The sequence below is a fragment of the Pseudobutyrivibrio xylanivorans genome (assembly GCF_008935055.1).
Classification (GTDB): domain Bacteria; phylum Bacillota; class Clostridia; order Lachnospirales; family Lachnospiraceae; genus Pseudobutyrivibrio; species Pseudobutyrivibrio xylanivorans_A.
Genome location: NZ_CP043028.1, coordinates 395,984 through 421,479, shown reverse-complemented (window position 1 = coordinate 421,479; position 25,496 = coordinate 395,984). Strand labels below are relative to the sequence as shown.

14 protein-coding genes are annotated in these 25,496 nt (G+C 43.0%); 10 read left to right on the top strand and 4 right to left on the bottom strand.

Annotated elements, in window-relative coordinates; all coding sequences use genetic code 11:
* Window positions 1-534: 534 nt before the first annotated feature.
* Window positions 535-2,517 carry a methyl-accepting chemotaxis protein gene (locus tag FXF36_RS01910; RefSeq protein ID WP_151622205.1) on the bottom strand — a complete coding sequence of 661 codons (1,983 nt, stop codon included), beginning with the start codon at window positions 2,515-2,517 and terminating at the stop codon, window positions 535-537.
* A 571-nt stretch (window positions 2,518-3,088) separates the two neighbouring features.
* Here FXF36_RS01910 and FXF36_RS01905 point away from each other — a divergent pair.
* Together FXF36_RS01905 and FXF36_RS01900 are read left to right on the top strand one after the other, a co-directional pair.
* On the top strand, window positions 3,089-5,575 hold the full coding sequence (locus tag FXF36_RS01905; protein WP_151622204.1) for a glycoside hydrolase family 9 protein: 2,487 nt from the start codon (window positions 3,089-3,091) through the stop codon (window positions 5,573-5,575).
* Between the two features lie 90 nt (window positions 5,576-5,665).
* Window positions 5,666-7,420, top strand: a complete 1,755-nt coding sequence (locus tag FXF36_RS01900; protein WP_243143560.1) for a cellulase family glycosylhydrolase — start codon at window positions 5,666-5,668, stop codon at window positions 7,418-7,420.
* 901 nt (window positions 7,421-8,321) lie between these two features.
* Here the strand turns inward: FXF36_RS01900 and FXF36_RS01895 are convergent.
* A complete protein-coding gene (locus FXF36_RS01895) occupies window positions 8,322-9,365 on the bottom strand; it encodes an alpha/beta hydrolase (protein WP_151622202.1) in 1,044 nt (347 codons plus the stop codon).
* A 172-nt stretch (window positions 9,366-9,537) separates the two neighbouring features.
* Between FXF36_RS01895 and FXF36_RS01890 the strand changes: the two genes are divergently transcribed.
* Window positions 9,538-10,044, top strand: coding sequence for a helix-turn-helix domain-containing protein (locus FXF36_RS01890; protein ID WP_151622201.1), 507 nt, complete (start codon window positions 9,538-9,540; stop codon window positions 10,042-10,044).
* Window positions 10,045-10,057: 13 nt separating this feature from the next.
* On the opposite strand, the gene FXF36_RS01885 is transcribed toward FXF36_RS01890, so the two are convergent.
* Window positions 10,058-11,947: a glycerophosphodiester phosphodiesterase family protein gene (locus FXF36_RS01885; RefSeq protein ID WP_151622200.1), complete on the bottom strand. Its 1,890-nt coding sequence runs from the start codon at window positions 11,945-11,947 to the stop codon at window positions 10,058-10,060.
* A 220-nt stretch (window positions 11,948-12,167) separates the two neighbouring features.
* On the opposite strand from FXF36_RS01885, the gene FXF36_RS01880 reads away from it, so the two are divergent.
* Entirely contained in the window at window positions 12,168-14,444 is a 2,277-nt protein-coding gene (locus FXF36_RS01880; protein ID WP_151622199.1) for a glycoside hydrolase family 9 protein, read from the top strand.
* Window positions 14,445-14,532: 88 nt separating this feature from the next.
* On the opposite strand, the gene FXF36_RS01875 is transcribed toward FXF36_RS01880, so the two are convergent.
* The gene (locus FXF36_RS01875; protein ID WP_151622198.1) at window positions 14,533-15,177 is read right to left on the bottom strand and encodes a DUF4867 family protein; all 645 of its coding nucleotides are present in this window, start codon (window positions 15,175-15,177) and stop codon (window positions 14,533-14,535) included.
* Window positions 15,178-15,324: 147 nt separating this feature from the next.
* Here FXF36_RS01875 and FXF36_RS01870 point away from each other — a divergent pair, with 147 nt between their 5' ends.
* The 6 genes from FXF36_RS01870 (at window position 15,325) to FXF36_RS01845 (ending at window position 25,438) form a co-directional block, all read left to right on the top strand.
* On the top strand, window positions 15,325-16,236 hold the full coding sequence (locus FXF36_RS01870; protein ID WP_151622197.1) for an exonuclease domain-containing protein: 912 nt from the start codon (window positions 15,325-15,327) through the stop codon (window positions 16,234-16,236).
* 12 nt (window positions 16,237-16,248) lie between these two features.
* Window positions 16,249-16,827, top strand: a complete 579-nt coding sequence (locus tag FXF36_RS01865; protein WP_151622196.1) for a flavin reductase family protein — start codon at window positions 16,249-16,251, stop codon at window positions 16,825-16,827.
* The gene (locus FXF36_RS01860; protein ID WP_151622195.1) at window positions 16,824-18,131 is read left to right on the top strand and encodes a M18 family aminopeptidase; all 1,308 of its coding nucleotides are present in this window, start codon (window positions 16,824-16,826) and stop codon (window positions 18,129-18,131) included. The genes FXF36_RS01865 and FXF36_RS01860 overlap by 4 nt, the downstream gene beginning before the upstream one ends.
* A 59-nt stretch (window positions 18,132-18,190) precedes the next feature.
* Entirely contained in the window at window positions 18,191-18,979 is a 789-nt protein-coding gene (hisA, locus tag FXF36_RS01855) for a phosphoribosylformimino-5-aminoimidazole carboxamide ribotide isomerase (RefSeq protein WP_151622194.1), read from the top strand.
* Between the two features lie 160 nt (window positions 18,980-19,139).
* Entirely contained in the window at window positions 19,140-20,354 is a 1,215-nt protein-coding gene (locus FXF36_RS01850) for an LL-diaminopimelate aminotransferase (RefSeq protein ID WP_151622193.1), read from the top strand.
* A gap of 845 nt (window positions 20,355-21,199) precedes the next feature.
* On the top strand, window positions 21,200-25,438 hold the full coding sequence (locus FXF36_RS01845) for a hypothetical protein (protein WP_151622192.1): 4,239 nt from the start codon (window positions 21,200-21,202) through the stop codon (window positions 25,436-25,438).
* The last annotated feature ends 58 nt before the right edge of the window (window positions 25,439-25,496 follow it).

Below are 25,496 nucleotides of genomic sequence, written 5' to 3'. Positions count from 1 at the left end.
GAAGCCACTGTATTACACTACACAGACACTCTGTAGTTTATATAAGCTCATCTGCACAAAGCTTAGGATAATTGCGTTCATACTCCATTCGCTAAGTGGAAAAAACGAAATGTGTTTTGTAGATATAGGCACCACTCGGGATTCACGTCCATGTTCAGCCGCTCGTTCTCCTCGCCATCCGTGGCTCGTCGTGCCTATATCTATCAAAACAACATTTCTTTTCCACTAAGCTCATTACAAAATCACGCAATTATTCCTAAGTTCGCTGCAGAAGAGCTTAACCCAAAGTATGGTAGTGTCTGTGTTGTGTATACTGTGGCGTTAGAAGTGCAAAGAATGAAACGAACACTCACAAATAAAGAAAGCGAAATGTAGCTTTAGAGAATCACGATTTTGCGACTGTGCAAAGAGAATGGACTGCGCGGTACACAGGGCCGGGGCAGGGCGGCGGGCAAGGGCGGCAGGACCATCGCGTGGGAGAGGGTAGAAAAATAGCGGCCCCACACAGTAAGTGTAGAGCCGCTAGGTGTAATTCTATTTGAAGAACTTCATCTCTTCGTTGAGTTGTTCAGCAATGTCCTTCAGGCTGGCTGCGGAGTCTGCCAATGTACTGACGGTTGCTGAAAGCTCCTGAACGGAAGCGCCCGTGGTCTCAGAAGATGCTGCGTTCTCTTCGGAGATAGCTGAGAGAGAAGTCATGGCGCTGGATACCAGTGCGTTGGAGTCTACGCAGGTGTCCGCTTCGTTGGAAATCTTGTCGACGCTACGTACAGTTTCTTCTATATCTTCGAGCATGCCCTTGACGGATTCGAAGGTCTTGGCAAGAGCTTTCTGCTGCTCGGCATTTCCTTCCATAACGTGAGTGGCTGCATTAACAGCCTGCTCAGCTTCCTGAAGAAGTGCATCCATTTCGGATCTGATTTCAGAAGCAAGGCTGTCGGAATCGTCAGCAAGCTTGCGTATTTCCTCAGCAACTACGGCGAATCCCTTGCCCATTTCGCCGGCACGGGCAGCCTCGATTGATGCATTGAGGGAAAGAAGATTTGTCTGGGATGCAATTCCTGAAATACCTTCAACTCGATCGTTGATATTTGAAACGGCATTCTGTGTTGAAGAAATTCGTGATGAAATTTCCTCAATCTTTGTTGTCATGTCGCTGCTTGTATTCTGAAGGATATCAAGTGATGAGGTGGATGCTTCGGATGCAGCCTTCATTCTCTTGGCAAGTTCAGCCATCTCAACAGTTGAAGCCTGTACACTGCCAACAGCATCGGTAATCTTGCCGCTTCCTTCAGCCGCAGACTGAATATCCTCGGACTGCTGAACAGCTCCGCTGGCGATGTGTTGTACGGAGGTTGCAACTGTCTCTGTGGTTGTTGCAATCTGATCGGCCATATTTGAAAGCTCATCAGAGGAAGCCGCAACAGTGTTTGAAGAATTCTTAATGTGACCAACAATTGTGGATAGCTTGTCAATCAAGCTGTTTGTGTTGTTTACTATTTCGCCGAATTCGTCGTTCCTGTTGGTGTATTTATCAATCTTTACAAAGGAACCATCAGCAAGCTCTGCCAGAGTCTTGTTAACTTCGATGATAGGTCTAGTAAAGCTTACTGCCTGGAGATATGCAAGAATTCCGGCAAGTAATAAAAGAATAAGACCAAACACGATAGTTGTCAGAGCTGATAATCGAGCTGATTTTGTAACAGCTGCAATATCCATAGCATCACATACAATGTAGCCGGTAACAGGTTCGCGTACGTAGGCTATATATTTATCTGTACCATCAATGGTTGTCTGATAAACTTCATTTTCCAAATCAGAAGTTATATATGGTTCATCAGTGTAAAGCACTGGGGCGTCATCAACTTTGATTTCATAAAATGCATGCGAAGCAAGGGTTCCCTGATGATCAACTAGGAAAGCTTCTTCGCCGTCTTCACCGAGAACTTCACGGAATTGTTCAAGATTGTAGCTTCGATGGAGCACGCCAATTACCATATTGCCACTGGCGTCATAAACAGGTACACCGATACAGATTGAACGTGCATTGGTGGACGAGCTGACAATTACAGCGGATGCAGTAGTTTTGCCTGACATTGCACCAATCCAGTAATCGCGCTCGTGAATATCTGAAAGTTTACCGTCATCACTTCTGAGAATCATCATACCTGTTGCATCAGAAAGTGTAATGACATTTCCGTCATCAAAGTAGTTGTTGATGATTTCCATCTGCTTTTTAACTTCATATTCTGAGCGCCCAAATCGTATGAAGTCGATAGTGTCTTGGGAGCAAGCTAAAGTTTGAAGCGCAAGCTCAGTTTCCGAGAAGGTCTTGTTTATTGCGCCCTCCAAATACCAGGCAGACCAGTTAAGTGTAATTTGGGCCTCTGCCTTGGCGCTTGAGGTTGTACGCACATAGTTAATTGTAGTTGCAGCAATAAGTGGGATAGCGGCTAAGAAAACCATGGTAAAAATTAGTTTAGCCTTAACACTGGAAAAGATGCTTTTTTTCTTCATAGGAACCTCCACAAAAGCATAGGTTTTTGATTTTCCTCAGAAAATCAAGAACCGGAGATAGACCAATATTTTCTGAAAGAAAATATTGCCCTGTAGAGCAGGGTTTTTGTGGGCTTTTTCCTTAAGTTGCCCTCAAAAAGTCATACATAATGGTTACAATTTCTCCCCAAAATCTCGCAGAAGTCTAACCTAAATTTTACCATGGCTCAGTTGGGGAAAAGTGTATTTTTTATGTAGAAAAATGATAAATAATGTGAAAAATAACAAATTGGTACAGGAAACTATTATTCTGAAAAGTTCCGCAAAAGACTGAAAATTCAGCATTCTTAGGAAACTGAATGAAATATTATCGTAACAATATTAATAAGTTTGTAAAAATATATTTACATTCGAAAACGTTTAAGCTATTATAATGCATATTAGTATACAAGTGTGGCATAAACCTCTAGTTTTAATGTTATATTCGATTTATAGATATCAAGCGCGCAGATATCTTAAATAAATATTAGGTTCCTTTTTCATAAAAAAAGCAGGAGCCGGACATTTTTTCAAAAAGGGAGGTATTTTTTACATGCACAAAGGGAATAAGGGTTTTGGTAAAAAAGCACTTATTTGTTCACTGTCAGCATTGATGGCGGCAACCAGTGTGAGATTTCCATCACTCACCGCAAAGGCTGCGGGTTATGACTATGGTGATGCGCTTGCAAAATCATTGTTGTTCTATCAGCTACAGGAGTCAGGAAAGCTTTCTGAGGAAACACTTTCTAGAACAAACTGGAGAGCTGACTCAGGATTAAAAGATGGTTCTGACTATGGACTTGACCTCACAGGCGGTTGGTATGATGCCGGTGATAACGTAAAGTTCAACTTGCCAATGGCATACTCTTCAATGATTTTGGGCTGGTCTTATTTGAACAACCCTAAGGCATATACAGAGTCAGGTCAGGCAAAGTGGATGCTTCACGATATAAAGTGGGCTAACGATTATTTTGTAAAGTGTAATCCAGATTCAAGCACCTACTATTATCAGGTAGGCGATGGTGGCAAGGACCACGGATTCTGGGGAGCACCAGAGCTTGTTGAAACAAAGATGGACAGACCTTCATTTAAGGTTGGCGATACAGCAGCAAATGGAGGTTCATGTGTAACAGGTGAGGCAGCAGCTTCCCTTGCAGTAGCATCTTTAGTTTTACAGGATTCAGATCCTTCAAGAGCTGCAACTTATCTTTCTCACGCAAAGACTCTTTATGGCATGGCTGAGAGAGCTTTAAGTGATGAGGGTTACACCGCAGCAAGTGGCTTCTACACCTCATACAGCGGATTCTATGATGAGTTGGCACTTGCAGGCTGCTGGCTGTATAAGGCTACAGGAGATAAGACATATTTAACAAAGGCTGAGAAGTATGCTGAGAACTTTGGCTCAGAGTTCCAGGGCGGCGATGAAATCGCTTATTCATGGACAATGTCATGGGATGACACTCATATGGGTGCTTGCTTACTGCTCGCTGAGTTAACAGGAAAAGAAAAGTATTACACTCCAATTGAGAACAGTATCGATTGCTGGAACGGTAAGAAGGAAGGTGCAAACGCTATCGAGATTACACCTGGCGGACTTTCATTCTTAAGCCAGTGGGGTTCAGTAAGATATGCTTGCAACCAGGCATTCATCGATACTATATACGTAGGACTTGATAAGGCTGATGCAACACACATTGCAGATGCAAATTCTTATATCGAGAGAACTATCAACTATACACTTGGCAGTTCAGGTCAGAATTACATGGTTGGCTACAATTCTCAGTCACCTAAGAATCCTCACCATAGAGCTGCTCACGGATGCTGGTCAAATAATTTGAATGCAGCTCCAGAGAATTCAAGACACACACTTGTTGGTGCCATCGTAGGCGGCCCTGGTGCAGCAAGTGACAGTGCTTACAAAGATGTACGTAGTGATTATCAGGCAAATGAGGTGGCATGTGATTACAATGCGGGATTTACAGGTGCTTGCGCATACCTTTATGAAAGGAATGGATATGGCGCTATTACAACACCTAGTGCAATTGAAAAAAATGACGGTGCTGAGTTCGTTCTTAATGCAGGAATTAACTGTGAGGATAAGAACAATGCTATCAATTTTGTAGAGGTTAAGACTGTAGTTGAAAACCACACCGCATGGCCTGCAAGAGTAACAGATAACTTAAAACTTAGAATGTTCTTTGATTTAAGTGATGTTATTTCTCAGGGGTATTCAGCTTCTGACATGAAGGTTTCTACAACCTACATGCAGCATCCTGTAAAGATTTCTGAGTTCAAGTCATCAGGCGATGCTGGTATTTACTACATCGACCTTGACCTTGCTGGAGCAGAGATTTATCCAGGCGGACAGAGCGAGTGCAAGTGTGAGCTTCAGGTAAGAGTATCAGCTCCTGGTAAGTGGGATTACTCTAACAGCCCATGCTTAGCCGGCCTTGGTGGAACAAGCAATACACAGATGTCTACACCTAAGGGAATGCAGTTGTTCGAGGGTTCTAAGCTTGTGCTTGGTGATGAAGAGATTGAGGTTCCGGAGCCTACACCAACTCCAACACCTACACCAACTCCAACACCTACGCCAACTCCAACACCTACGCCAACTCCAACACCTACACCTACCCCAACACCTACACCAACTCCAACACCTACACCAACTCCAACACCTACACCAACACCAGAGCCTACACCAACTCCAGTGCCAACACCAACTCCTACTCCAACACCAACTCCAGTAGTAACTGGACCAAGTGTAGAGTACACAGTTAACAACTGGGGCTCAGGCTATCAGGTATTGATTAAGGTTAAGAACGAAGGTACAACTAATGTAAATGGTTGGACTGTAAAGGTTAGCAAGAAGGATGTGACAATTGATAATAGCTGGTGCGTATCTGTTAAGGAAGCAGGCGATTATTATGTAATCACACCAATGGAATGGAACTCTGTTATCGAACCAGGTCGCTCAGTTGACTTCGGTATCCAGGGAGCAGGTTCAGTTGCTGACGTAGTTGATATCACAGTAGAATAGGAGGTGCCCAATGCATAACTTTAAAGGATTAGGCAAGAAGACACTTTCTGCTTCACTTGCAGCATTTTTAGTATTATCAGGATGCAATTTTTGCATCTGAGTGTAAGAGCAGCTGAGAGAAATATTACTACAGCATATACTATTAACAACTGGGGCTCAGGCTATCAGGTGCTTATCAAAGTAAAAAATGATTCAACAAGCAGAGCTGATAAATGGGCGCTGAAGGTTAATAAAAATGATGTAGGAATTGACTCAAGCTGGAATGTAAATATTAAAGAGGTTGGCGATTACTATGAGATTACTCCAATGGAGTGGAACTCAGTAATCGAGCCAGGCAACACAGTTGAGTTTGGCGTTCAGGGTTCAACTCATGTGGGCGAAAAGGTAGAGATTCTTGCGGAAGGCGAGGGAGTTGGCGAGGAGGTAACTCCTACCCCAGAGCCAACACCAACCCCAGAGCCAACACCTACACCAGTTGTTACACCAACTCCAACGCCAACACCAACTCCTACAGTTACGCCAACACCAACACCTACGCCAACTCCTACTCCAACACCAACTCCAATCGTGGAAGAGTCAGAGGCAGTTGCCGGAGATGATTGGCTTCACACAGATGGTTCACGAATTCTTGATAAGCAGGGACGTGAGGTATATTTAACAGGTGCTAACTGGTTTGGTTTCAACTGTTCTGAGCGAGTATTCCATGGACTTTGGAATGCAAACATGAAGAGCGTTGTTGAAACAATGGCAGATCACGGAATCAACCTTGTACGTGTGCCAATTTCTACAGAGCTTCTTCATGAATGGGAATCTGGCAAGAACGTAAAGGTTAACATCAACTCATACGCAAACCCAGAGCTCAAGAGAGCAGATGGCAGCGATATGGGCTCAAGAGAAATCTTTGATGTTTTCCTTGCTCTTTGCAAAGAAAATGGTATCAAGGTTATGATGGACTGCCACAGTGCAGATGCAAACAATTCTGGTCATAACTACAATGTTTGGTATGGACCTAAGGGCTTCACAACCGAGGATTGGATTGAAGGCTGGACATGGTTTGTAAATGAGTACAAGAATGATGATACTATCATCGCTTGTGATCTTAAGAACGAGCCACACGGCAAGTATTCTCAGGCAGATTCAAACGCTGCAAAGTGGGATGATTCTACAGATGAGAACAACTGGCAGTACGCTGCTAGCCGTTGCGGCAAGGCAATTCTTGATGTAAATCCTAACCTTCTCATTATGGTAGAAGGTATCGAGGAGACACCAAGACAAGGCTATGACTACAATTCAGGTACTCAGAATCCTAATGCAACAGAGGACGAGCTCAAGTACTACGGCGGCTGGTGGGGTGGAAACCTCAGAAATGCAGGAAAATATCCTGTAGATCTTGGCAGCTACCAGAGTCAGCTTGTTTACTCTCCACATGATTATGGCCCAGCTGTTTACAAGCAGTCTTGGTTCGACAAGGATTTCACTGAGCAGTCACTTTTAGATGATGTTTGGCATGACAGCTGGTTCTACCTTCAGGATCAGGAAATCGCACCACTTCTTATTGGTGAGTGGGGTGGCTTCATGGATGGTGGAGACAATGAGAAGTATCTGTACATCATGTCAGACTTCATTGCTAAGAATCACATCAACCACACCTTCTGGTGCATCAATCCTAACTCAGGTGACACAGGCGGACTTCTCAAGGACGACTGGAGCACATGGGATATGACAAAGTACAATATGATGAAGCAGACTCTTTGGACAGACTCAAAGACAGGCAAGTTCGTAGGTCTTGACCACGAAGTACCCCTCGGAGACTACGGAGAAACTGTAACAGATTATTACAACTAAATCATAGTAAATGTGAAAGAGGGCTCGCTACGCGGGCCCTTGATTTTTGTGCAAAGTGGTCCTCTTTGTGTGAGGCGTAGAAGGAGATAACTAGTGGAAGATTCTATTAGTATTTTCAACCTGCTTGTTACATGATATCTGTCCAAGCTTCAGGTCAATGGTACACTTCGGCGCAAGCGCCCTTGACTCCTTGCCTTGAGACAGATATATGGCAATCAAGCAGGCTTGAAAATGGGGCTGTGGCGAAGCCACAATCTTGATTTATCAATTGACAAACGATAAGAGGGGATATTCTGGATTGCTATTGATAGATTTTTCTTTTGAAAGGCTTATTTTATCAATGGGAGTGGCATCAATCCTGTAATCACGTTGAGGTATTTATAAATTTTGTCAAAATCAAAAGAATTTTATCAATTAGAAACGGAGATAAGCGATTTTGCAGAAGCTCTTGTGATAAATATAGTCCAAAAGCCATTGTAGATTATCACAGAACAACGATTATATGCGGTTTGACAGAGGGGGAGTGATAAAAGAATCGGGGTATTCAAGTATTTAGAGCATTTTAGTAATGTTTTTTATCGCAATGACCTTCTTCAGAGCGCATACCCTCATTTTGCTGTGATATAGAGACAAGCAAAAACAGTACTTTTTTATCGCAAGGCATACTGTAATGTCAAATATTATCATTTGCCTGCGATAGTAAGATGACTTGTGGTTTGCCACAGTCCTATTTTCAAGCCTGCTTGATTACTCTATACCCACCTAAAGACTGCGTGTCAATGACGCGAAGCGCCGAAGGGCATCATTGATGCGCAAGCCTAGGTGGGTATCATGTAATCAGCAGGTTGAAAATAAACATGCTATTAGTTATAAGAATATAATATTGAAAATACCCACAGGCTCACTCAAAGAATCTCAGCATTTCACATAGCCAGCCCTCTGCAGAGGTGCCTTCGGCTGTGGCGCAGCCATGTCCTCCAGTTGGGTAGGTGGCAAGCTTTGCCTGAACCCCAGCGGCAAGTAAGGCTTCGTACATTCGCTTTGCATTGCTAGGTGGAACAAGGTCGTCATCATCGCAGGCCCATACAAAAGTTTTTGGATATTCTGAAGTAACGTTCATATCTATTGAGAGCTTATTTCTTAAGCTTTCATCTCTACCTGTTAGATTCACAAAGCTGTCCTCATGGTTATCAGAAATGCAATTTATTACAGGATATGATAGACATACTTTATCTGCCTTGACAGAGAAATCTTTGATTTTTTCATAAACCATTGGATGGTTCTTATTCAAATCCTCAAGCAATAGTTCATCTATTTCCTTTGGATAGCAGCTTTCTGATGCCACAAGATGTCCACCAGCAGAATAACCAATCACAAGTAAATCATCCTTTAGACCAGCTTCATTGCCAAAGTATCGCATTGTCTTGATGGCAAGTGCTAAATCCTTTTGAGGCTCAGGATAGCGATTTGGTGCGACTCTGTAGTTTAAAATGGCAACAGCATACCCAGCTTTTGCTAATTCCTGAGCTGTGAGAGTACCTTCACCGCCAACTGCTACGTTAAAATATGCGCCACCTGGTACTACAAGTGCCATATGCTTACCTGCATTGAAAGTATCTTTATATTTCAATAGGCAAACGCTGTCCTTGGTTCCATCTGCAACTGGAAAATAATCCTTGTCAGTTGAAATGTCCCAAAGCTGCACAAACTCGTATGCATCGGATTCCATAAATTCATGTATCATGTTGGCAGAATCTACCAGGTCTTGAGAAAGATATGGAATACCCCAAGGCATCTTCAGCTTTTCAGCTAAGATTTTCACTGGAGCATCTCGCATATCATCTGGTACGATTGCTAAAAAATCATCTGGAAATAAAAAGCTAAGATGCGCTTTTACAAATTCATCTGTAAGAATTTCATTGATAGTATTTTCTGTTGTAAACATAATAACCCCCTGCTGTTAGCTTGATGTCAACATTTTAGCAAATTCAAAATTATTTGGTGGTCACAATTTTATCCCAAGGGTAAACTGTTTTTTACATTTGGAAAAAAGCCCTAAATCCCTTATAATGTTGCTAATAGTATGCGTGACAGCATAAGTAGTGGAGGAAATTTGAATGGGTAAGAAATCAACTCGTGAAGATAAAAGCATATATTTTGAAAGCCGTGAGCAGGCAGGGTTGACCCGTGCTCAGGCCAGTGAATTGCTTGGTACTATCAGCGAAAGCCGATTGGAGAAAATAGAAACGGGGAAAACTGCCATTTATCCAGAGGATATTGTGGATATGGCCAGGGCTTACAAAAGGCCAGAGCTTTGTAATTACTATTGTACTCATCAGTGCCGCATTGGCCAGGATACTATGTCAGAGGTAAAATCATCAACTCTTTCTGAGATTGTACTTGGTATGCTTTCTGCCCTTAATTCCCTTGATAATCAGAAGAATCGTCTCATTGACATTACTGCTGACGGAATTATCAGTGATGATGAGCTTCCTGATTTTGTAAAGATTGAAAAAGAGCTTGAACACATTGACCTTACGGTTCAATCGCTCAAGCTCTGGGTTGCAAATACAATAAACGAAGGAAAGCTCAACGGAGAGAAGCTGGATTCATTGAAAAAGTAATTTGATATTATCACTAATTAATCCATAATTCTCCGCCCCGATCCTTTGCAAATTCAAAATCGGTGCGAGCGTCAAGCTGCGCCTGGACTTCTTCGGCTAGTTCAATCTCATCAGTGATGATGCCATCCACGTCCGAGTTAAGGAATTTCTTCATGGATGATTCTGAGTTAACTGTCCAAACAAGGGCTTTGCAGCCCTTGTCGTGGATGCGGGTCACTAAATCATCTGTTGTCATTTCTTCTTCCATGATTAGGGAGTCAAAATGAAGATTAGTCACATCACCCAAGCCAGCGAAAAACAGCAAACCATTTTCAAATTCTGGATAGGTGTTTTCTGCATAGTCAATTACGTCATATTTCAGTGAAATCAGCACAACATCTTTCACACAATCCTTTTCTTTTACGATTCGAACAACATCATCCACCATCTGCCTGTCGGCGGTGGCACCTTTCAGCTCGATGTACAGTTTCGTTCTGCCCTTGATTGTATCAAGCATTTCCTCCAAAGTAGCAACTTTAAATTCTTTACCACTGATGGAATCCACAAGAGTTAACTGCCTTATTTCTTCTAAGGTCATCTCCTGAGGTGTCTTTGAAACTCCAGCGAGGCGGGCAAAATCATTATCGTGATTGATGATGTAGTAGCCGTCCTTGGTACGTTGAACATCGGTCTCGCAACCGTAGCAGCCGTGGGCGATAGCAACCTCCAAGCCTTCGATGGAATTTTCCGGAGCCATAGTTCCTCCTGTGCGATGAGCAATAAGATTGGTATGCTCGCCGCGTCCAGTAATACTATACACAAATGTCAAAAAGGCGGAAGCTACAATAATACCTGCAAACACAAGGATAATGCCTGCAATCTTTCTGAAATAGCCGCTTTTCTTAGGACGTTCAAGCCATTCGGTGTCTTCGGTAAATGCAAAATCATTATAAATTCTTGTGAAACAAAGCATGAATACAGCAGATAAAACCAGGGTGGCAATGAAGTTCATATAATCCCCAAGAAGTACGACTGTCCAGGATACAAATCTGTAAATCAAAACAAGCACTACAGTTTCAAATTCTGGTGAATCAAAGTCTATGTTTTCAAAATCAATGGCATAATTCATTGGGAGATTTAGGCCTAGTGACTCAGCAAACAAACTTGCCAAAACATTGAAAATTAAATAGAGAACAAGTTCTACAACAAATGTGATGAATGCAAGCTTAATCACTCTGAAAAGAAATTCTTTCAAGTTTTCTTTAACCAATGTTATTGAGTTTTTGGCACCCTCTAGAGGAGTTTTATTATTTAACAACACTTCGTGGAGGGTAAAAATGCAGCCAGTTCCTATGATGACCATAACGATGACTACCAGGATGTATGCTGCCAAATAAAGTGGTGTGTTCAAAATTACATCCATGATGAATGTTGGGATGTAAAAGGACTTGGTAAGACTGATAGAAAAGCCGATTCCAACTGTTGGCACTGCAATAAATATATACAAAAATATCAGCAAGCCAACAGGATTTAAAAAGCGTGGTACGGCCTTGAAGCCCTTCTTGAGTTCGCTAAAAATATGAACCTGCCTGCCATTTAAAATGTCGTCGCTCATATAGATGAGTGAGAATAGTTCCGCAACTATGTAGTAACTAACCAAAATAAATCCAATGATAAGGATAATAGGAAAACGCCAGTTGAGAATCAGCATAGCCATGTTAGCTGTGGTGACTGCTGTTCCTAAAGAATCAACAAGCGCAGAAGCCCCTCGGGTTATCAGAGTAGACACTGCCAGTACCAGGAAGACCATAATAAACTGAAAGCCCCACATTTCCGGAATGGCCTCAAATAGGAGGCGTCCAAAGCTGACTGGCTTTTGATCTATAAATTCAGATTTTTTACGGAATTTGATGATTTTACCCATATATTTTCTACCCTTCTTTGATAAAGGTGTGTGCTCGACGTCTGTTTCTATTTTATAGAATGCTTATGTAAAATCTGTGTTAAAATCCTCAGTTTTTTGTGGGTTCTTTTAAGTAAAATTTAAGTTGAAAATATGGGCAAAAAGCCAAGAATTAGTAAGGGCGGTTGTGTTATTATAGACATTAGTTAGAAGAGTGTAAATAATTATTGGAGGGTATGTTATGAAAGGTAAAACACTAAAGTCACTTTTAGCGGTGACGCTATCCATGATGCTTGCTGCCACCGCTGTGGGCTGCGGTAATCAGGAGACCGCCGAACCTGGGGAAGAGGCGGCAATCGAGGAAGCACCTGTTGCAGAGGCAGAGCCTGAGCCAGAGGAGGATGACACGGTTGCACTTGGCGTGAATCTTTTGGAAAATGGAGATTTTTCAAAGGGGACTGACCAATGGGCTACCTACTGCTTCGACGGAGAGTGCAAAATCTCGGTTAATGCTGATGGTGAGCTTGATGTAGACATTAAAAAGCTTGGTTCAGTTGACTACGGCAATCAGTTATACCACGATGGCTTCGCACTTGATGAGGGCTGCCTCTACAAGATAGCCTTCGATGGCTATTCAGATGTGGAACGACCAGTTCAGATGAGATTTCAGATTAACGGTGGTGATTATCATGCTTACTACGAGGAGTACGCGGATTTGACCACCGAAAAAACTCACTATGAGTACACCTTTACCATGGGGGAAACATCAGACCCAGCTCCAAGATTTTGCTTCAACATGGGTATAATCGATGGCATGGATGCAAACATGGCAGAGCATCACATTTATTTTGATGATTTTTCACTTACATTGGAGGATGCTTCCGGAAAGGTTGCAGGCAGCGGCCAGGTTGAGGTACCAGATATTGCAGTCAACCAGATTGGATATCTTCCATCGGCACTTAAGACTGCTACTATCAAAGGCACTGGATTGAATCAGACCGCAAAGCTCATTGATGAAAAGACTGGCAAAGCTGTTCTTGAAGCTGCTATCGGTGGTGGAAAGGATGACCCTGATTCTGGTGAAAAGGAAGAGGTGTTTGATTTTACTTCTGTAAAGGAAGAGGGCACTTACCATATCGAGGCAGGTGACGCAATCTCGCCATCCTTTGAGATTTCAAAGAAAGTTTACGACGATGCATTTAAGGCTGCTATAAAGATGCTTTATTATCAGCGATGTGGTGAAGAACTCGGCAGTAACTACGCAGGTGATTTTGCTCATCCTACCTGCCATAGTGAGAAGGCTTCACTGTATGAGGACAGCTCGAAGAAGCTTGATGTGTCTGGCGGCTGGCATGACGCAGGTGATTACGGAAGATACTCGGTTGCAGGTGCAACTGCCGCAGCAGACATTCTTCTTGCTTACGAGAATTATCCAAAGGTGTTTGGAGATGATGTTGGAATTCCAGAGAGTGGAAACGGTGTTGCAGATGTGCTTGATGAAGCAAAGTACGAGCTGGACTGGCTATTTAAAATGCAACGCTCTGATGGTGGCGTATATCACAAGGTAACCTGCAGAAACTTCCCAGGTGGGATAATGCCTCAGGATGAGACTGAGGAGCTTGTAATCATGCCAGTTTCAACCACAGCTACAGGTGATTTCGCAGGCGTTATGGCTATTGCAGCACGTGTATATGCAAAGACAGACAAGACATACGCAGATAAATGTCTTGCAGCAGCAAAGAAGGCCGCTGAATATCTTGAAAAGACAGATAGAGATACAGCAGGCTACAGAAATCCAAGTGACGTCAGCACAGGAGAATATGAGGATACCTGTGATGTGGACGAAAGATTCTGGGCATACGCAGAGCTCTATAAGACCACAGGTGATGCTGAGTATGAAAAAGCAATGTTAAAAGAACTACCTGACAATGGCTATTCACTTGGATGGCAGGGAGTTGCAGGCTATGGCGCATACGCATATCTTTCAGTGAAGGCTGCGAATTCAATGGACACAGGAAAGGTGCCAGAGATAAAGAAAACCGCAGATGCAGCAGCTAAGGAAATCTCAGCAAATGCAGATAAATACGGTTATGGCTCTTCTATAGTTGGAACATATCCTTGGGGCAGCAATTTGACTATTGCAAACAACGGACAGTACATGCTTATGATGAAGGGTACAATTGATACTTACGATAAGGATGCTGTGGACAAGCAGCTGAATTACCTCTTTGGAAATAATGCTACAGGCTATTGCTTCCTGACAGGATTTGGTACATTGTCACCTGAGCATCCACACCACAGACCATCTCAGGCAACAGGCAAGACAGTTCCTGGAATGATTGTGGGAGGTCCAAACAGTGGACTTGACGATCCTTATGTTCAGAACGTGCTTAAGGACACACCAGCTGCAAAATGCTACGCTGACAACTCACAGAGCTACTCAACCAACGAGATTACAATTTACTGGAACTCACCAGTTATTTATCTGTTGGCTGGCGAGATAGCAGCAGAGAAATAGAATTGAAAATAGAGAAATAAAAACAGGTCGCATCAAAACAAAATGATGCGACCTTCTTTTTATTGTGAGCTTTATGATTAAGGTTCTATTACTGAATATCTCCAGCAATATCAATGTTTTCTCCAGTGATTCCAACCCAAGCTCCATTCTTTGCCTCGGAAGCTTCAGCGTGAGCAAGGAGCCACTTGTTTGTAGCTGTGAGAAGCTTGTCCTCAGTGTTTACGCGCTCGAAGTCAGGGCAACCAACGTTTGTGCCCTTTGGAAGGCCAACGAGAACCTGGAATCCAGAATCCTTGTGAGCCTGGCATGGAGCGTAGTGAAGAGCGGTAGCGTATACCTCAATCATTGTGCCAGCTGGGCAAAGGAAAGCCTTTACCTTGTTTGAATCGAGCTTGAAATCAACGATTTCCTCGCGCTTTGCAAGAAGAAGAATAAAGTCTGTTGTACCCATATTAATCTCGCTTGAACGATGATACTCAAGGCAGTTAAGCTTTGTGTTGTGACCGTTGCACCAGCCGAATTGCATAGGTGAACCGCCAAAGAGTGAGTTTGTAATCTTGTCTGCAGCAGCTAAGCTCTGAAGAGCTGGCTCCTCAGCAACATATTCAGTTCCCTCTGGAACAGGAGTGTTGTTCTTTAAAGCCTCTAAAATCTGCTTCTTTTCTTCTTCATAACCCTCAATTATTCTTCCGTAATTTGTAAATTCGGAATCAGTTACATTATAAATTTTCATGTCGTCCTCCTTAGAAAATAACTCTTTTATAGCATTATACAGATTATGCTCTGAGAATTCGTATCAATTATTTCCTAAAGCAGGTCAAAAAATTGTTAACAGGGCGTACTATCCCTATTTTTTTGACACAATTATGTGTTAGAATGTATGAAGATTTTTAAGATGGAGAGAACCGTGGCAACGACAAAAACTAGCAAAGCAACAAACAAAACAAAGGGCCCTAGCCAGACAGCGCCACTTGGCTTCAAAGGAAAGAATCAGGCTTTCTTAGATGCCGAGTACTTAAGTGCGCGCTTCAAAAAGTCCTCAATCGAGGATGTTATTTCCATTGGAGTTGTAATTACAAATCCAGAACATGAGGAGCTGGACAGATTTTATTCTACAGTCCAATTGACGAGAGGACACAAGCTGCCTCCGCTTATCACTGAGCTTACCGGACTTACCAACGAGGAGCTGGAGTTCGCACCAGCATACGAGGACGTAATGACCGAGCTCATCAATCGCATCAAGAAATGGCAGGTTGGCAAAATCTGTGTTTGGGGCGGCGACAAGAATAATTTCCAGAGGGACTATGAGTCTAGAAATTTGGATAAGCCACTTAAACGAAGTGTTGCAAAGTTTATCAGCACATTCGAAAACATTCAGAAGGAAGTTAGTCTGGATATTACAGGTGGATTGGATGCAAACCTTTCACTTGCAGATATGAAGACTATCTGCGGGCTTGGTGGATATGTGGCGCACAATGCTTTAAATGATGCAGAGGATATGCTTGAGTGCATTCGCATCATTGAAAAGGGTGAGATGAAATATGACGGCGTCAAGGCCGCTGAATATAAAAAGTTCCGCGGGGAATATGTGAAGAACCGTAGCTTTGATGATCCAGAAATGGATGAGGATTATATTATCGATTCGCCTCTCGGAGAACAGTTTTTACAGGAGCTAAAGGAGAAGGGCTTCGAGGATGATCCTAAGAGCAAGGCCTTTATGGATGATTTGAAATTTCTTCTTGGCAAAGGAAATACCTATATGGGTACTTTCTCTGAGACGATTAATGAATAAGAGGGTATTTTAATGAGTAAACAAAAATGGAAGCCAGGAAATATGGTCTATCCACTTCCAGCAGTTTTAGTGACCTGCCGTGGAAAAGATGGAAATGATAATGTGTTAACTGTTGCCTGGACAGGCACTGTTTGCACCAATCCTCCAATGGCATATATTTCTGTCAGACCTAGCAGATATTCCTACCCAATGATTATGGAGACTGGTGAGTTTGCTATCAACCTTACCACAGAGGAGATTGCATTTGCCACTGATTATTGTGGTGTTACCTCTGGCAGGGATGTGGATAAATTTGAAAAATGCGGACTTCACAAGGTGGAAGCAGATGAAATCAATGTTCCACTTATTGTTGAGTCGCCAGTCAACATTGAATGCAAGGTGCGCGAAGTCCACGAATATGGCAGTCACACCATGTTTGTGGCTGATGTATTGTGCGTTCATGCTGATGAGAAGTATATGAATGAAAATGGCAAGTTTGAACTTGAAAAGGCAAAGCCACTGGCCTACAGTCATGGCACTTATTTTGGTCTTACAAGTCCTCAGGGGACTTTTGGATATTCAGTAAAGAAAGAGGGAAAAAAGAAAAAATGAATAAGACAGTAAAAGGATTATTTGATTTTATAGAGAAGAGTCCATCTCAGTTTCATGTGGTGGAGAATCAACGCAAAGTATTTTTAGCTGCCGGTTTTGAAGAGCTTACAGAGGCAAATGCATGGAAGCTCAAGCTTGGCGGCAATTATTTTGTCACCAGAAATGGTTCTTCGATTCTTGCATTTAGAATGCCAAAGAAGGAATACAAGAGCTTCATGATCATGGCATCTCATTCAGATTCTCCTACCTTCAGAATCAAGGAAATGCCAGAGATGAAGGAAGGTAAATATGTGAAGCTTAATACTGAGCGCTACGGCGGAATGCTTATGGCTCCTTGGTTTGACAGACCACTTTCAATTGCAGGTCGTGCCATCGTTCATACAGGTGAGGGCAAAATCGAGACAAAGCTTGTGAACCTTGACCGTGACCTTTGCATGCTTCCATCTCTTGCAATTCACATGAACCGTGAGGCAAATGATGGTTACAAATACAATGCGCAGAAGGATTTGCTCCCACTCATTTCAATGGAGGAAAAATTCAATTTGAAGGAGCTTGTGGCTGAATCACTTGAGGTGAAGGCTGAGAATATCATCGGTTCAGATTTGTTCTTATATAATAGAGACGCAGGCCGTGTCTGGGGAGCAAAGGATGAATTCATTTCTATCGGAAGACTTGATGACCTTCAATGCTCATACAGCTCAATGATGGGACTAGTGAATGCTAAGAATAATGATAGCGCAGTTCAGATTCATGTTACCTTCGACAACGAGGAGGTTGGTAGTGGTACAAAGCAGGGCGCTGATTCAACATTCCTTTATGATGCTTTGGTTCGTATAAACGAAGCAATGGAGGGAAATAATTCAAAGCTTCTTGAGGCTATTGCAAATTCATTTATGGTATCTGCAGACAATGCACATGCCCTTCATCCAAATTACTCAGAGAAGAGCGACCCAACAAACAAGGTTTATATGAACGATGGTGTAGTTATCAAGTTTAACGCAAACCAGAAGTACATGACAGACGGTTTGGCATTCGGTATTTTCACTGAGATTTGTAAGAAGGCAAAGGTACCATTCCAGACCTTCGTAAACCGTTCAGATGTTGCCGGCGGTTCTACACTTGGAAACATTTCAAACGCTCATGTTTCAATCAACGGAGTGGACATTGGATTAGCTCAGCTTGCAATGCATTCTCCATATGAGACAGCAGGTGTGAAAGATACCGAATATTTATTAAAAATCGCAACTAAATTTTATGAAACCGTTATTGAAAGTAAATCAGCAGACAGTTATACTTTGAAGTGATTTTTACTTTAGCGAGATAAAGAATTGCTAATCAATAAAGTCTGGGAGGATTTTTGGGTATGGAATTTAGACCATGCATTGACATTCACAATGGGAAGGTCAAGCAGATTGTTGGTTCCACAATTGCGGATTTGTGGAAAGAGGGTGGACACCCAGAGGAGAATTTCGTAGCGGATAAGGATGCAGTTTATTATGCAAAACTTTACAAGCGGGACGGCCTCAAGGGCGGACACATCATCAATCTAAATAAGAAGGGCACGAAGGAATACGAGACATCAAAGGAAGCGGCGCTTAAAGCTCTGAGAGCCTATCCAGGAGGGTTGCAATATGGCGGTGGCGTTGACGATACAAATGCCAAGGATTTTATCGAGGCAGGAGCCAGCCACGTTATTGTTACATCCTATGTTTTTAATGATGGTCGTGTTGATTATGATGCGTTAAAGCATCTTTCAAAATTGGTAGGAAGAGAGCATCTGGTGCTTGATTTGTCCTGCACCAGAGTTGATGACAAATTTTACATTGTCACTGACAGATGGCAGAAGGTTACAAAGGAAATAATCACTTACAATTTCTTAGATGAGCTTTCATTTTACTGCGATGAGTTTTTAGTTCATGCAGCTGATGTGGAAGGCAGACAAAAGGGTATCGACAGAGACTTAGTTGGACTGCTTGCCTCATACAAGAAGGTGCCAGTGACCTATGCTGGCGGTGTCCATGAATATGGAGACATCGAGCTCATCAGCTATCTTTCAGATAATAATATGGATTTCACTGTGGGCTCATGCCTTGATTTGTTCGGTGGACATCTTTCCTACGACAGAATAGTTAAGAGAATCGTAAATCGTTAGAATTTATATGACTTCTTGTGGGCTACTTAAGGAAAAAGCCCACAAGAACTTGGCTTTGCCAAGCAATATTTTCTTTCAGAAAATATTGGTCCATGTCCGGTTCTTGATTTTCTGAGGAAAATCAAAAACCTATGGTTTACTGCAACTTAAGGAGGTACAAATGTTTAAGGTAAATACAAATTTTCAGAAGCTTCCAGGTAGCTACTTATTTTCAACAATCGCAAAGAAGGTAGCAGCATACAGCGAGGCTAATCCAAATGCAGATATCATCAGACTTGGTATTGGTGATGTTACACAGCCAATTGCACCAGCAATGATTAAGGCACTTCACGGTGCAGTTGATGAGATGGGAGATGCATCTACCTTCCATGGCTACGCTCCAGATTTGGGATATCCATTCCTTCGCGAGACAATCGCAAAGAATGATTATCAGGCTAGAGGCTGTGATATCAGCGCTGATGAAATCTTCGTTTCAGATGGTGCAAAGTCTGATTCAGCAGATATTCAGGAGCTTTTTGCTGCTGATGTAAAGATTGCAGTTTGCGATCCTGTATATCCAGTTTATGTTGATTCAAATGTTATGGCAGGTCGCCTTGGCACATACGATGAGAAGCTTGGCAAGTGGTCAGATCTTATCTATATGCCTACTACAGCAGAGAATAAATTCGTTCCAGAGTTCCCTAAGGAAGTTCCAGATGTAATTTATCTTTGCCTTCCAAACAACCCTACTGGTACAACTCTCACAAAGAGCCAGCTTCAGCTTTGGGTTGATTATGCAAACAAGAACGGTAGCCTTATCATTTTTGATGCTGCTTATGAAGCATATATTTCAGAGGCTGATGTTCCTCATTCAATCTATGAGTGCGCAGGCGCTAAGACATGTGCTATCGAGATTCACTCATTCTCAAAGAATGCAGGCTTCACAGGTGTTCGTCTTGGCTACACTGTAGTGCCTAAGGACCTTGTATTTGACGGTGCTTCGCTTAATGCTATGTGGGCTCGTCGTCATGGCACAAAGTTCAACGGCGCACCTTACATCATCCAGCGTGCTGGCGAGGCGGTTTACTCAGCAGAGGGACAGGCTCAGATTAAGGAGCAGGTTGGCTACTACATGAACAATGCAAAGACAATCTACACAGGTCTTAAGGACGCAGGCTTTGAGGTTTATGGTGGTGTTAACGCACCTTACATCTGGCTCAAGACACCAGACAATATGACTTCTTGGGACTTCTTCGATTACCTTCTTGATAAGGTTCAGATCGTTGGTACACCAGGCGCTGGCTTCGGACCTTCAGGTGAGGGCTACTTCAGACTGACAGCCTTCGGTTCTGCTGAGAATACTGCAAGAGCTATTGAAAGAATCAAAACATTATAATTTTATGATAGTTTGCATGGGCCATCTCCAGTTGGGGATGGCCCTTTATTACTGTGGGGTGTTACTACTCTATTGTATATTCATTTTTCATGTGAGCTTTAGCTTATTGTATCCCAGAAAAAGGTGCTATCAATGGTAAAGGTGCTGGTGCACCCGCCGTGGGCGCCATTGACAGATGCTTTTTCTTGGATACATGGTAAACAAGCTCAATTGAAAATGGGGCTGTGGCAAGCCACAAGTTTGATTTATCAATATATGCACGAAAGCATTGCGTTTCATGGTTTGTAATTGATAAAAGTTTCTTTGAGAGGGGCCTTTTTATCAGTGGAGCAAGCGAGAAGCCTATAAGTATGTTGAGGCATTGATAAAATCTGCTATTTTTCTAAGGATTTTATAAATTGGAGATGGAGGAATGCGGTATTTAATGTCTTGTTTTGATAAAACTAGGCTTATTTGCACTGGAGACTATCAATGAGTAACGTATCTATGCGGCTTGCATAGTGGCTGTTGATAAAAGTATCGAGTATTACAAAGATTCACAGTTACTTCACGGATTATTGACAAACGAAGCTGGCAATTCTGTTAAAATACATTGCATAGCGTAACAAAAGTGTATTGTTGTGGTGTTTTGAGAAAGATGGGGTTGACAAGTATGGTTAGATGGACTAAGCTCAATCAATCAATCAATCAATCAATCAATCAATCAATCAATCAATCAATCTAGCGATACTTTGCATATTTTTAAAAGAATAAGAGATGGATAACCGTCGGAACTGACAGGGACTTGAGGCCCTGTGGGTTTCGGCGGTTTTTTATATAAAAAATAAAGGAGGAAGAGACAACTTATGAGAGTTAAGATGAAAAGGTTCTTAGGCATTTTTCTCAGCATAGCGATGGTGCTGTCACTGATGCCGTGGATGAATCTGACAGTGTATGCAGCGGATGAAGTGAAGTATCTCGAAGGTGCCTGGGATGAGACAGCGGGCAAATGCTTGCTCACCGAGAAGAGCACCGATGGCTATACCGTGGTGACAAGCAGCAGTACAGCATGGGGCGGCGGTACGACCTATGTGGTAAACAGCAACGTAACCATTGCTGACCGAATTACCGTGAATGGAACAGCCAACCTGATCCTCTGTGACGATGCAACACTGACAGCAAGCAGCGGCATCACTGTATCGAATGGGAATACGCTCAACATCTTCGGACAGCAGGAGGGAACCGGTACACTGACGGCAACTGCTTATTATTACAGTGAGGGGAATAATTGGGACTCCAAGAATTATTGTGGAGCAGCCATTGGCGGCTTGGGTTATGCTGACAGTCAAAGCACAGGTACCGAGGCTTGCGGCTCGATCAATATTCATGGAGGCACGGTCAATGCGAACAGAAATAACAATAGTGAATGCTATGCTGCCGGAATTGGAGGTGCCGGCCAACCATATGACGAAGGCTATGCCAACGGCGGCGTCATAACGGTTTACTATGGCACTGTCAATGCCTATGGCAGTCAGGGCTCAGGCATCGGAGATTATCCATCCATGTACTCGAATGGCGGCTCGTTTACCATGTATGGCGGTATAGTCACCGCTGTAGGCGGCGGGTTTGCCGGCGGTATAAGCGGCGGATCTGCGGGCTCAGGAACAGGTGTTGCTGCAGCCATTTATGGTGGTATGCTTACTGCTACCGGCGCACAAGGATGGAACACTAACTATTGTCCGGGCAACGGAATTGGTTACGGGGGATATACCAGCAGCCAGTCATCCCGAGTGAACCTTGGCACGTTGACTGCCGGAACCGACGTTATCATTCAGGGTAGCAGCAATAACAGTGAATGGCAGACACTGGAAAGTCCGTTCGGCACACGCTATCGGTACATGAAAGCGGAAGGTCCACAGGCGGAGATCGTGCCGGATCATACCCACAGTTTCACCTACACAGCCAGCGGTTCAACCATCACTGCAACCTGCTCTGCAGACGGATGCACATTACCTCCAAGCCCAGAAGGAGGCAGCGACCACGTCGCTACACTGACCATCGCAGCGCCAGCACATAATACCTATGGTGATGGAAAGTCAGCTGAGGCTATTATCACTGATGAAAATAGCATTAGGGGTGAAGCAACGGTTCAGTATCAGACTATGGGTGAAAGTGGCTACGGAGATGCTACTGAAATAGCACCTACAAATGCTGGTACACACAAGGCTAGTATTACAGTGGGTGGTGCAACAGCCAGTGTGGAATATACTATTGCAAAGATTGATCCAATTGTGGATGCTCCTACAGGACTGACCGCAACCTATGGTCAGACTCTTGCAAATGTTGAGCTACCAACTGGATGGTCATGGGTGGATAGTTCTACTAGTGTTGGCGGTGCTGGAAGTAGGACATTCAAAGCAAACTATACACCAACAGATACCACAAATTACAACTCAAAAAGTAACGTTGATGTCACTGTAACTGTTGGCAAGGCTACAAATCCTGCAACAGTCACAAGCACAGCATCGGTAATGAGAGGTGGAAAAACTATTGATTTGTCACACAATGTGGCTCTGAACGGTGCAACAGGTGCTGTTAGCTATGCAATCAGCGGCGAGGCAAATGGTTGCGCGCTTGATGGCAGCGTATTGAAATCTGGAACAAGTGCAGGCAGTGTGACTGTAAACGTAACTGTTGCAGCTGATGAAAATTACAATGCTCTTGAAACAACTCAAATTATCGTTACAATCACTGAAAAGAGTACACAGACTATCACAGCTAGCGATGTAGCAGCTATCTACGGTGATACTGGCAAGAAGATTGAAGCTACCACTACAACTGGCGGTGGAACACTCAGCTACGCCGTAACAAGTGGCGATGCTATTACTGTAGATGAACATACAGGTGAACTTACTACCGTAAATGCTGGCAGTGCTGTTGTTACAATCACAGCATCAGAAACAGATGATTATGCTGAGGCTACAAAGGATGTCACTGTTACAGTTAACAAGGCAGCTAGCGAACCAGCAGTAGTCAATGCAAATGAATGGATCTACGATGGAGAAGAACATCCATTGGTAACAGAAGATAGAGCACTGTTGATGTCTAAATTTGCAGTGCGAAAGACTGTAAGCTCACTTTATCCTTTCGAATTAATCAGCGAGGAGGAAGAGACAGAATCAGAAGAAATCGAGAGTGAAGCTGAAGTGGCAGAAGATGAGCTGGCAGAGGATGAGACCGTAGAAGGCACTGATGAAAGTTCTGACGAAGAAAGCACTGACTTAAGCAGTCCTGAGCTTGATGAGGAAACAATCATCCTGAATTCATTAGTACTTGATGATGTTCTGACTACAACAGAATCAGATGAGGAAAGTGACAAGAAGGCAGAAGAGGATAATAAGGAAGAAGAAAGTGGTGAGGAAGGTGATGAGCCAGCTTCTGAAGAAGTAAGTGACGAAGTAACAGAGTCTGATGTTACAGAGGAGAAAGCTGCTGATTCTTCAGATAAGTTCACCGAAGAAGCTGAGTCTTCTACAGAAGATATAGAGGAAACTAAAGAAGCTCAGGATATCACAGACGAAAAGCCAGTAGTAGCCGCTAAGACCATGCTTAGATCCGTAAGATTACTAGGTGTCTCTGATGAGTTAGAGTTAGGCGAAAGTGAAGAGGTAGGTCTTAACTATGCACTTGGAGAAAACCGTGTGACTGCTCCTTCAACAGGCTGGAGCACTGCCGTTCCAACAGCTATAAATGCTGGAACCTATTATGTATGGTACAAGGTTGTTGGTGACAGCAATCATACAAATACCGAGCCTCAATGTGTGACTGTAGAAGTCTACAAGGCTATAGCTACAATCACAGTTAATGATAAGAATATTTATGTGGGTGATGACATTCCATCATTGGATGGCTCAGACTGGTACAGCATCGCTAATTTAAAAGGAGAGGATACATTAAGTATTGTTCCAACACTTGCTTATCAGAAGGATGGCGAAGCTGTCACACCAGATAATTCAAAAGCAGGAAGCTATGATATCGTTGCTTCAGGCGCAAGTGCAGGAGAAAATTACGTTATCAGCTATGAAAAGGGAACACTGAAGATTAGTGAGACTGCAATGGCTGATGCCAAAATAGTACCATCAGACAAGGCTACATCAGTTTTACCTGCAGATCCAGAAATTAGCAATGGTCTTGCAGAGCAGGCTGAAAAGATAGCAGAGGAGGATGGAAGCAAGGTAGAACTTAAACTGACTGTAGAGCCAAAGGGTGAGAGCACAGTCGCAGATAGCGAAATCCTTAATGAGGCTCCACAGATGAAGAGTCAGGTGGAGAGTCAGTTTAAAGATGAGGGAACAGTTAAGGTTGATGTAATCACAATTGATATCAAACAGATTATCAATGGAGAAGATGCGGAAGATCTTAAAGCTCTTGATTCCGTTCTTGAAATTGGCATCGGTTATAATTTTGCTGGAAAGTATGACCCTGTTGTTGTAAGAGAGCATGGCGAATCATCACAGATTATGAAAGCGCTTACTGAAAGACCAAAGAGTGGATATGTAGATGGAACCTTCTACGCAGATTATGAGAATAATATGCTTTATATCTACTCAAAGCTCTTCTCAAACTACGTCATTGCATACTCAACAGTTGAGGGCAATGCAGCAAACCGTGTAGCTACAAGCACAACTACAACAACTGGACAGGCTGTAACAGTTCCTGTGTATAGACTGTTCAATGCACAGAAGGGCTATCATTTCTTTACAGCAAATGCAGCAGAAAAGGATGCCTTAGTTGCAGCAGGATGGACAGATGAAGGTATTGCATGGCAGGTACAGCCTAAGGCTGGCAAGCCAGTTTACCGCTTGTTTGACAAGGTAAAGGGAATGCATATCTTCACAGCTGATGCAGCAGAAAGAGATGCATGCATCGCAGCAGGCGCCACAGATGAAGGCATCGCATGGTACGGCCATGACACAGGACGTATTGTTTACAAGGTTACAAATCCAAAGGTAAACAAGGTCCTTTACACAACCTCGGCAGCAGAAAAGGATGCTCTTGCAGCATCAGGCTTCGTGGTTGAAGAAGCGAACTTCAAAGTAAATTAACCTTAATCATTAAGGTATCTCTTCACAGGATGGCTCCCGTTTATGGGGGTCATCCTTT

What these genes read in the sequence shown, in the direction of transcription:
- FXF36_RS01910 (WP_151622205.1), bottom strand. Translation starts at nt 2,517, where the DNA reads ATGAAGAAAAAAAGCATCTTTTCCAGTGTTAAGGCTAAACTAATTTTT.
- FXF36_RS01905 (WP_151622204.1), top strand. Translation starts at nt 3,089, where the DNA reads ATGCACAAAGGGAATAAGGGTTTTGGTAAAAAAGCACTTATTTGTTCA.
- FXF36_RS01895 (WP_151622202.1), bottom strand. Translation starts at nt 9,365, where the DNA reads ATGTTTACAACAGAAAATACTATCAATGAAATTCTTACAGATGAATTT.
- FXF36_RS01890 (WP_151622201.1), top strand. Translation starts at nt 9,538, where the DNA reads ATGGGTAAGAAATCAACTCGTGAAGATAAAAGCATATATTTTGAAAGC.
- FXF36_RS01885 (WP_151622200.1), bottom strand. Translation starts at nt 11,947, where the DNA reads ATGGGTAAAATCATCAAATTCCGTAAAAAATCTGAATTTATAGATCAA.
- FXF36_RS01880 (WP_151622199.1), top strand. Translation starts at nt 12,168, where the DNA reads ATGAAAGGTAAAACACTAAAGTCACTTTTAGCGGTGACGCTATCCATG.
- FXF36_RS01875 (WP_151622198.1), bottom strand. Translation starts at nt 15,177, where the DNA reads ATGAAAATTTATAATGTAACTGATTCCGAATTTACAAATTACGGAAGA.
- FXF36_RS01870 (WP_151622197.1), top strand. Translation starts at nt 15,325, where the DNA reads ATGAAGATTTTTAAGATGGAGAGAACCGTGGCAACGACAAAAACTAGC.
- FXF36_RS01865 (WP_151622196.1), top strand. Translation starts at nt 16,249, where the DNA reads ATGAGTAAACAAAAATGGAAGCCAGGAAATATGGTCTATCCACTTCCA.
- FXF36_RS01860 (WP_151622195.1), top strand. Translation starts at nt 16,824, where the DNA reads ATGAATAAGACAGTAAAAGGATTATTTGATTTTATAGAGAAGAGTCCA.
- hisA (WP_151622194.1), top strand. Translation starts at nt 18,191, where the DNA reads ATGGAATTTAGACCATGCATTGACATTCACAATGGGAAGGTCAAGCAG.
- FXF36_RS01850 (WP_151622193.1), top strand. Translation starts at nt 19,140, where the DNA reads ATGTTTAAGGTAAATACAAATTTTCAGAAGCTTCCAGGTAGCTACTTA.
- FXF36_RS01845 (WP_151622192.1), top strand. Translation starts at nt 21,200, where the DNA reads ATGAGAGTTAAGATGAAAAGGTTCTTAGGCATTTTTCTCAGCATAGCG.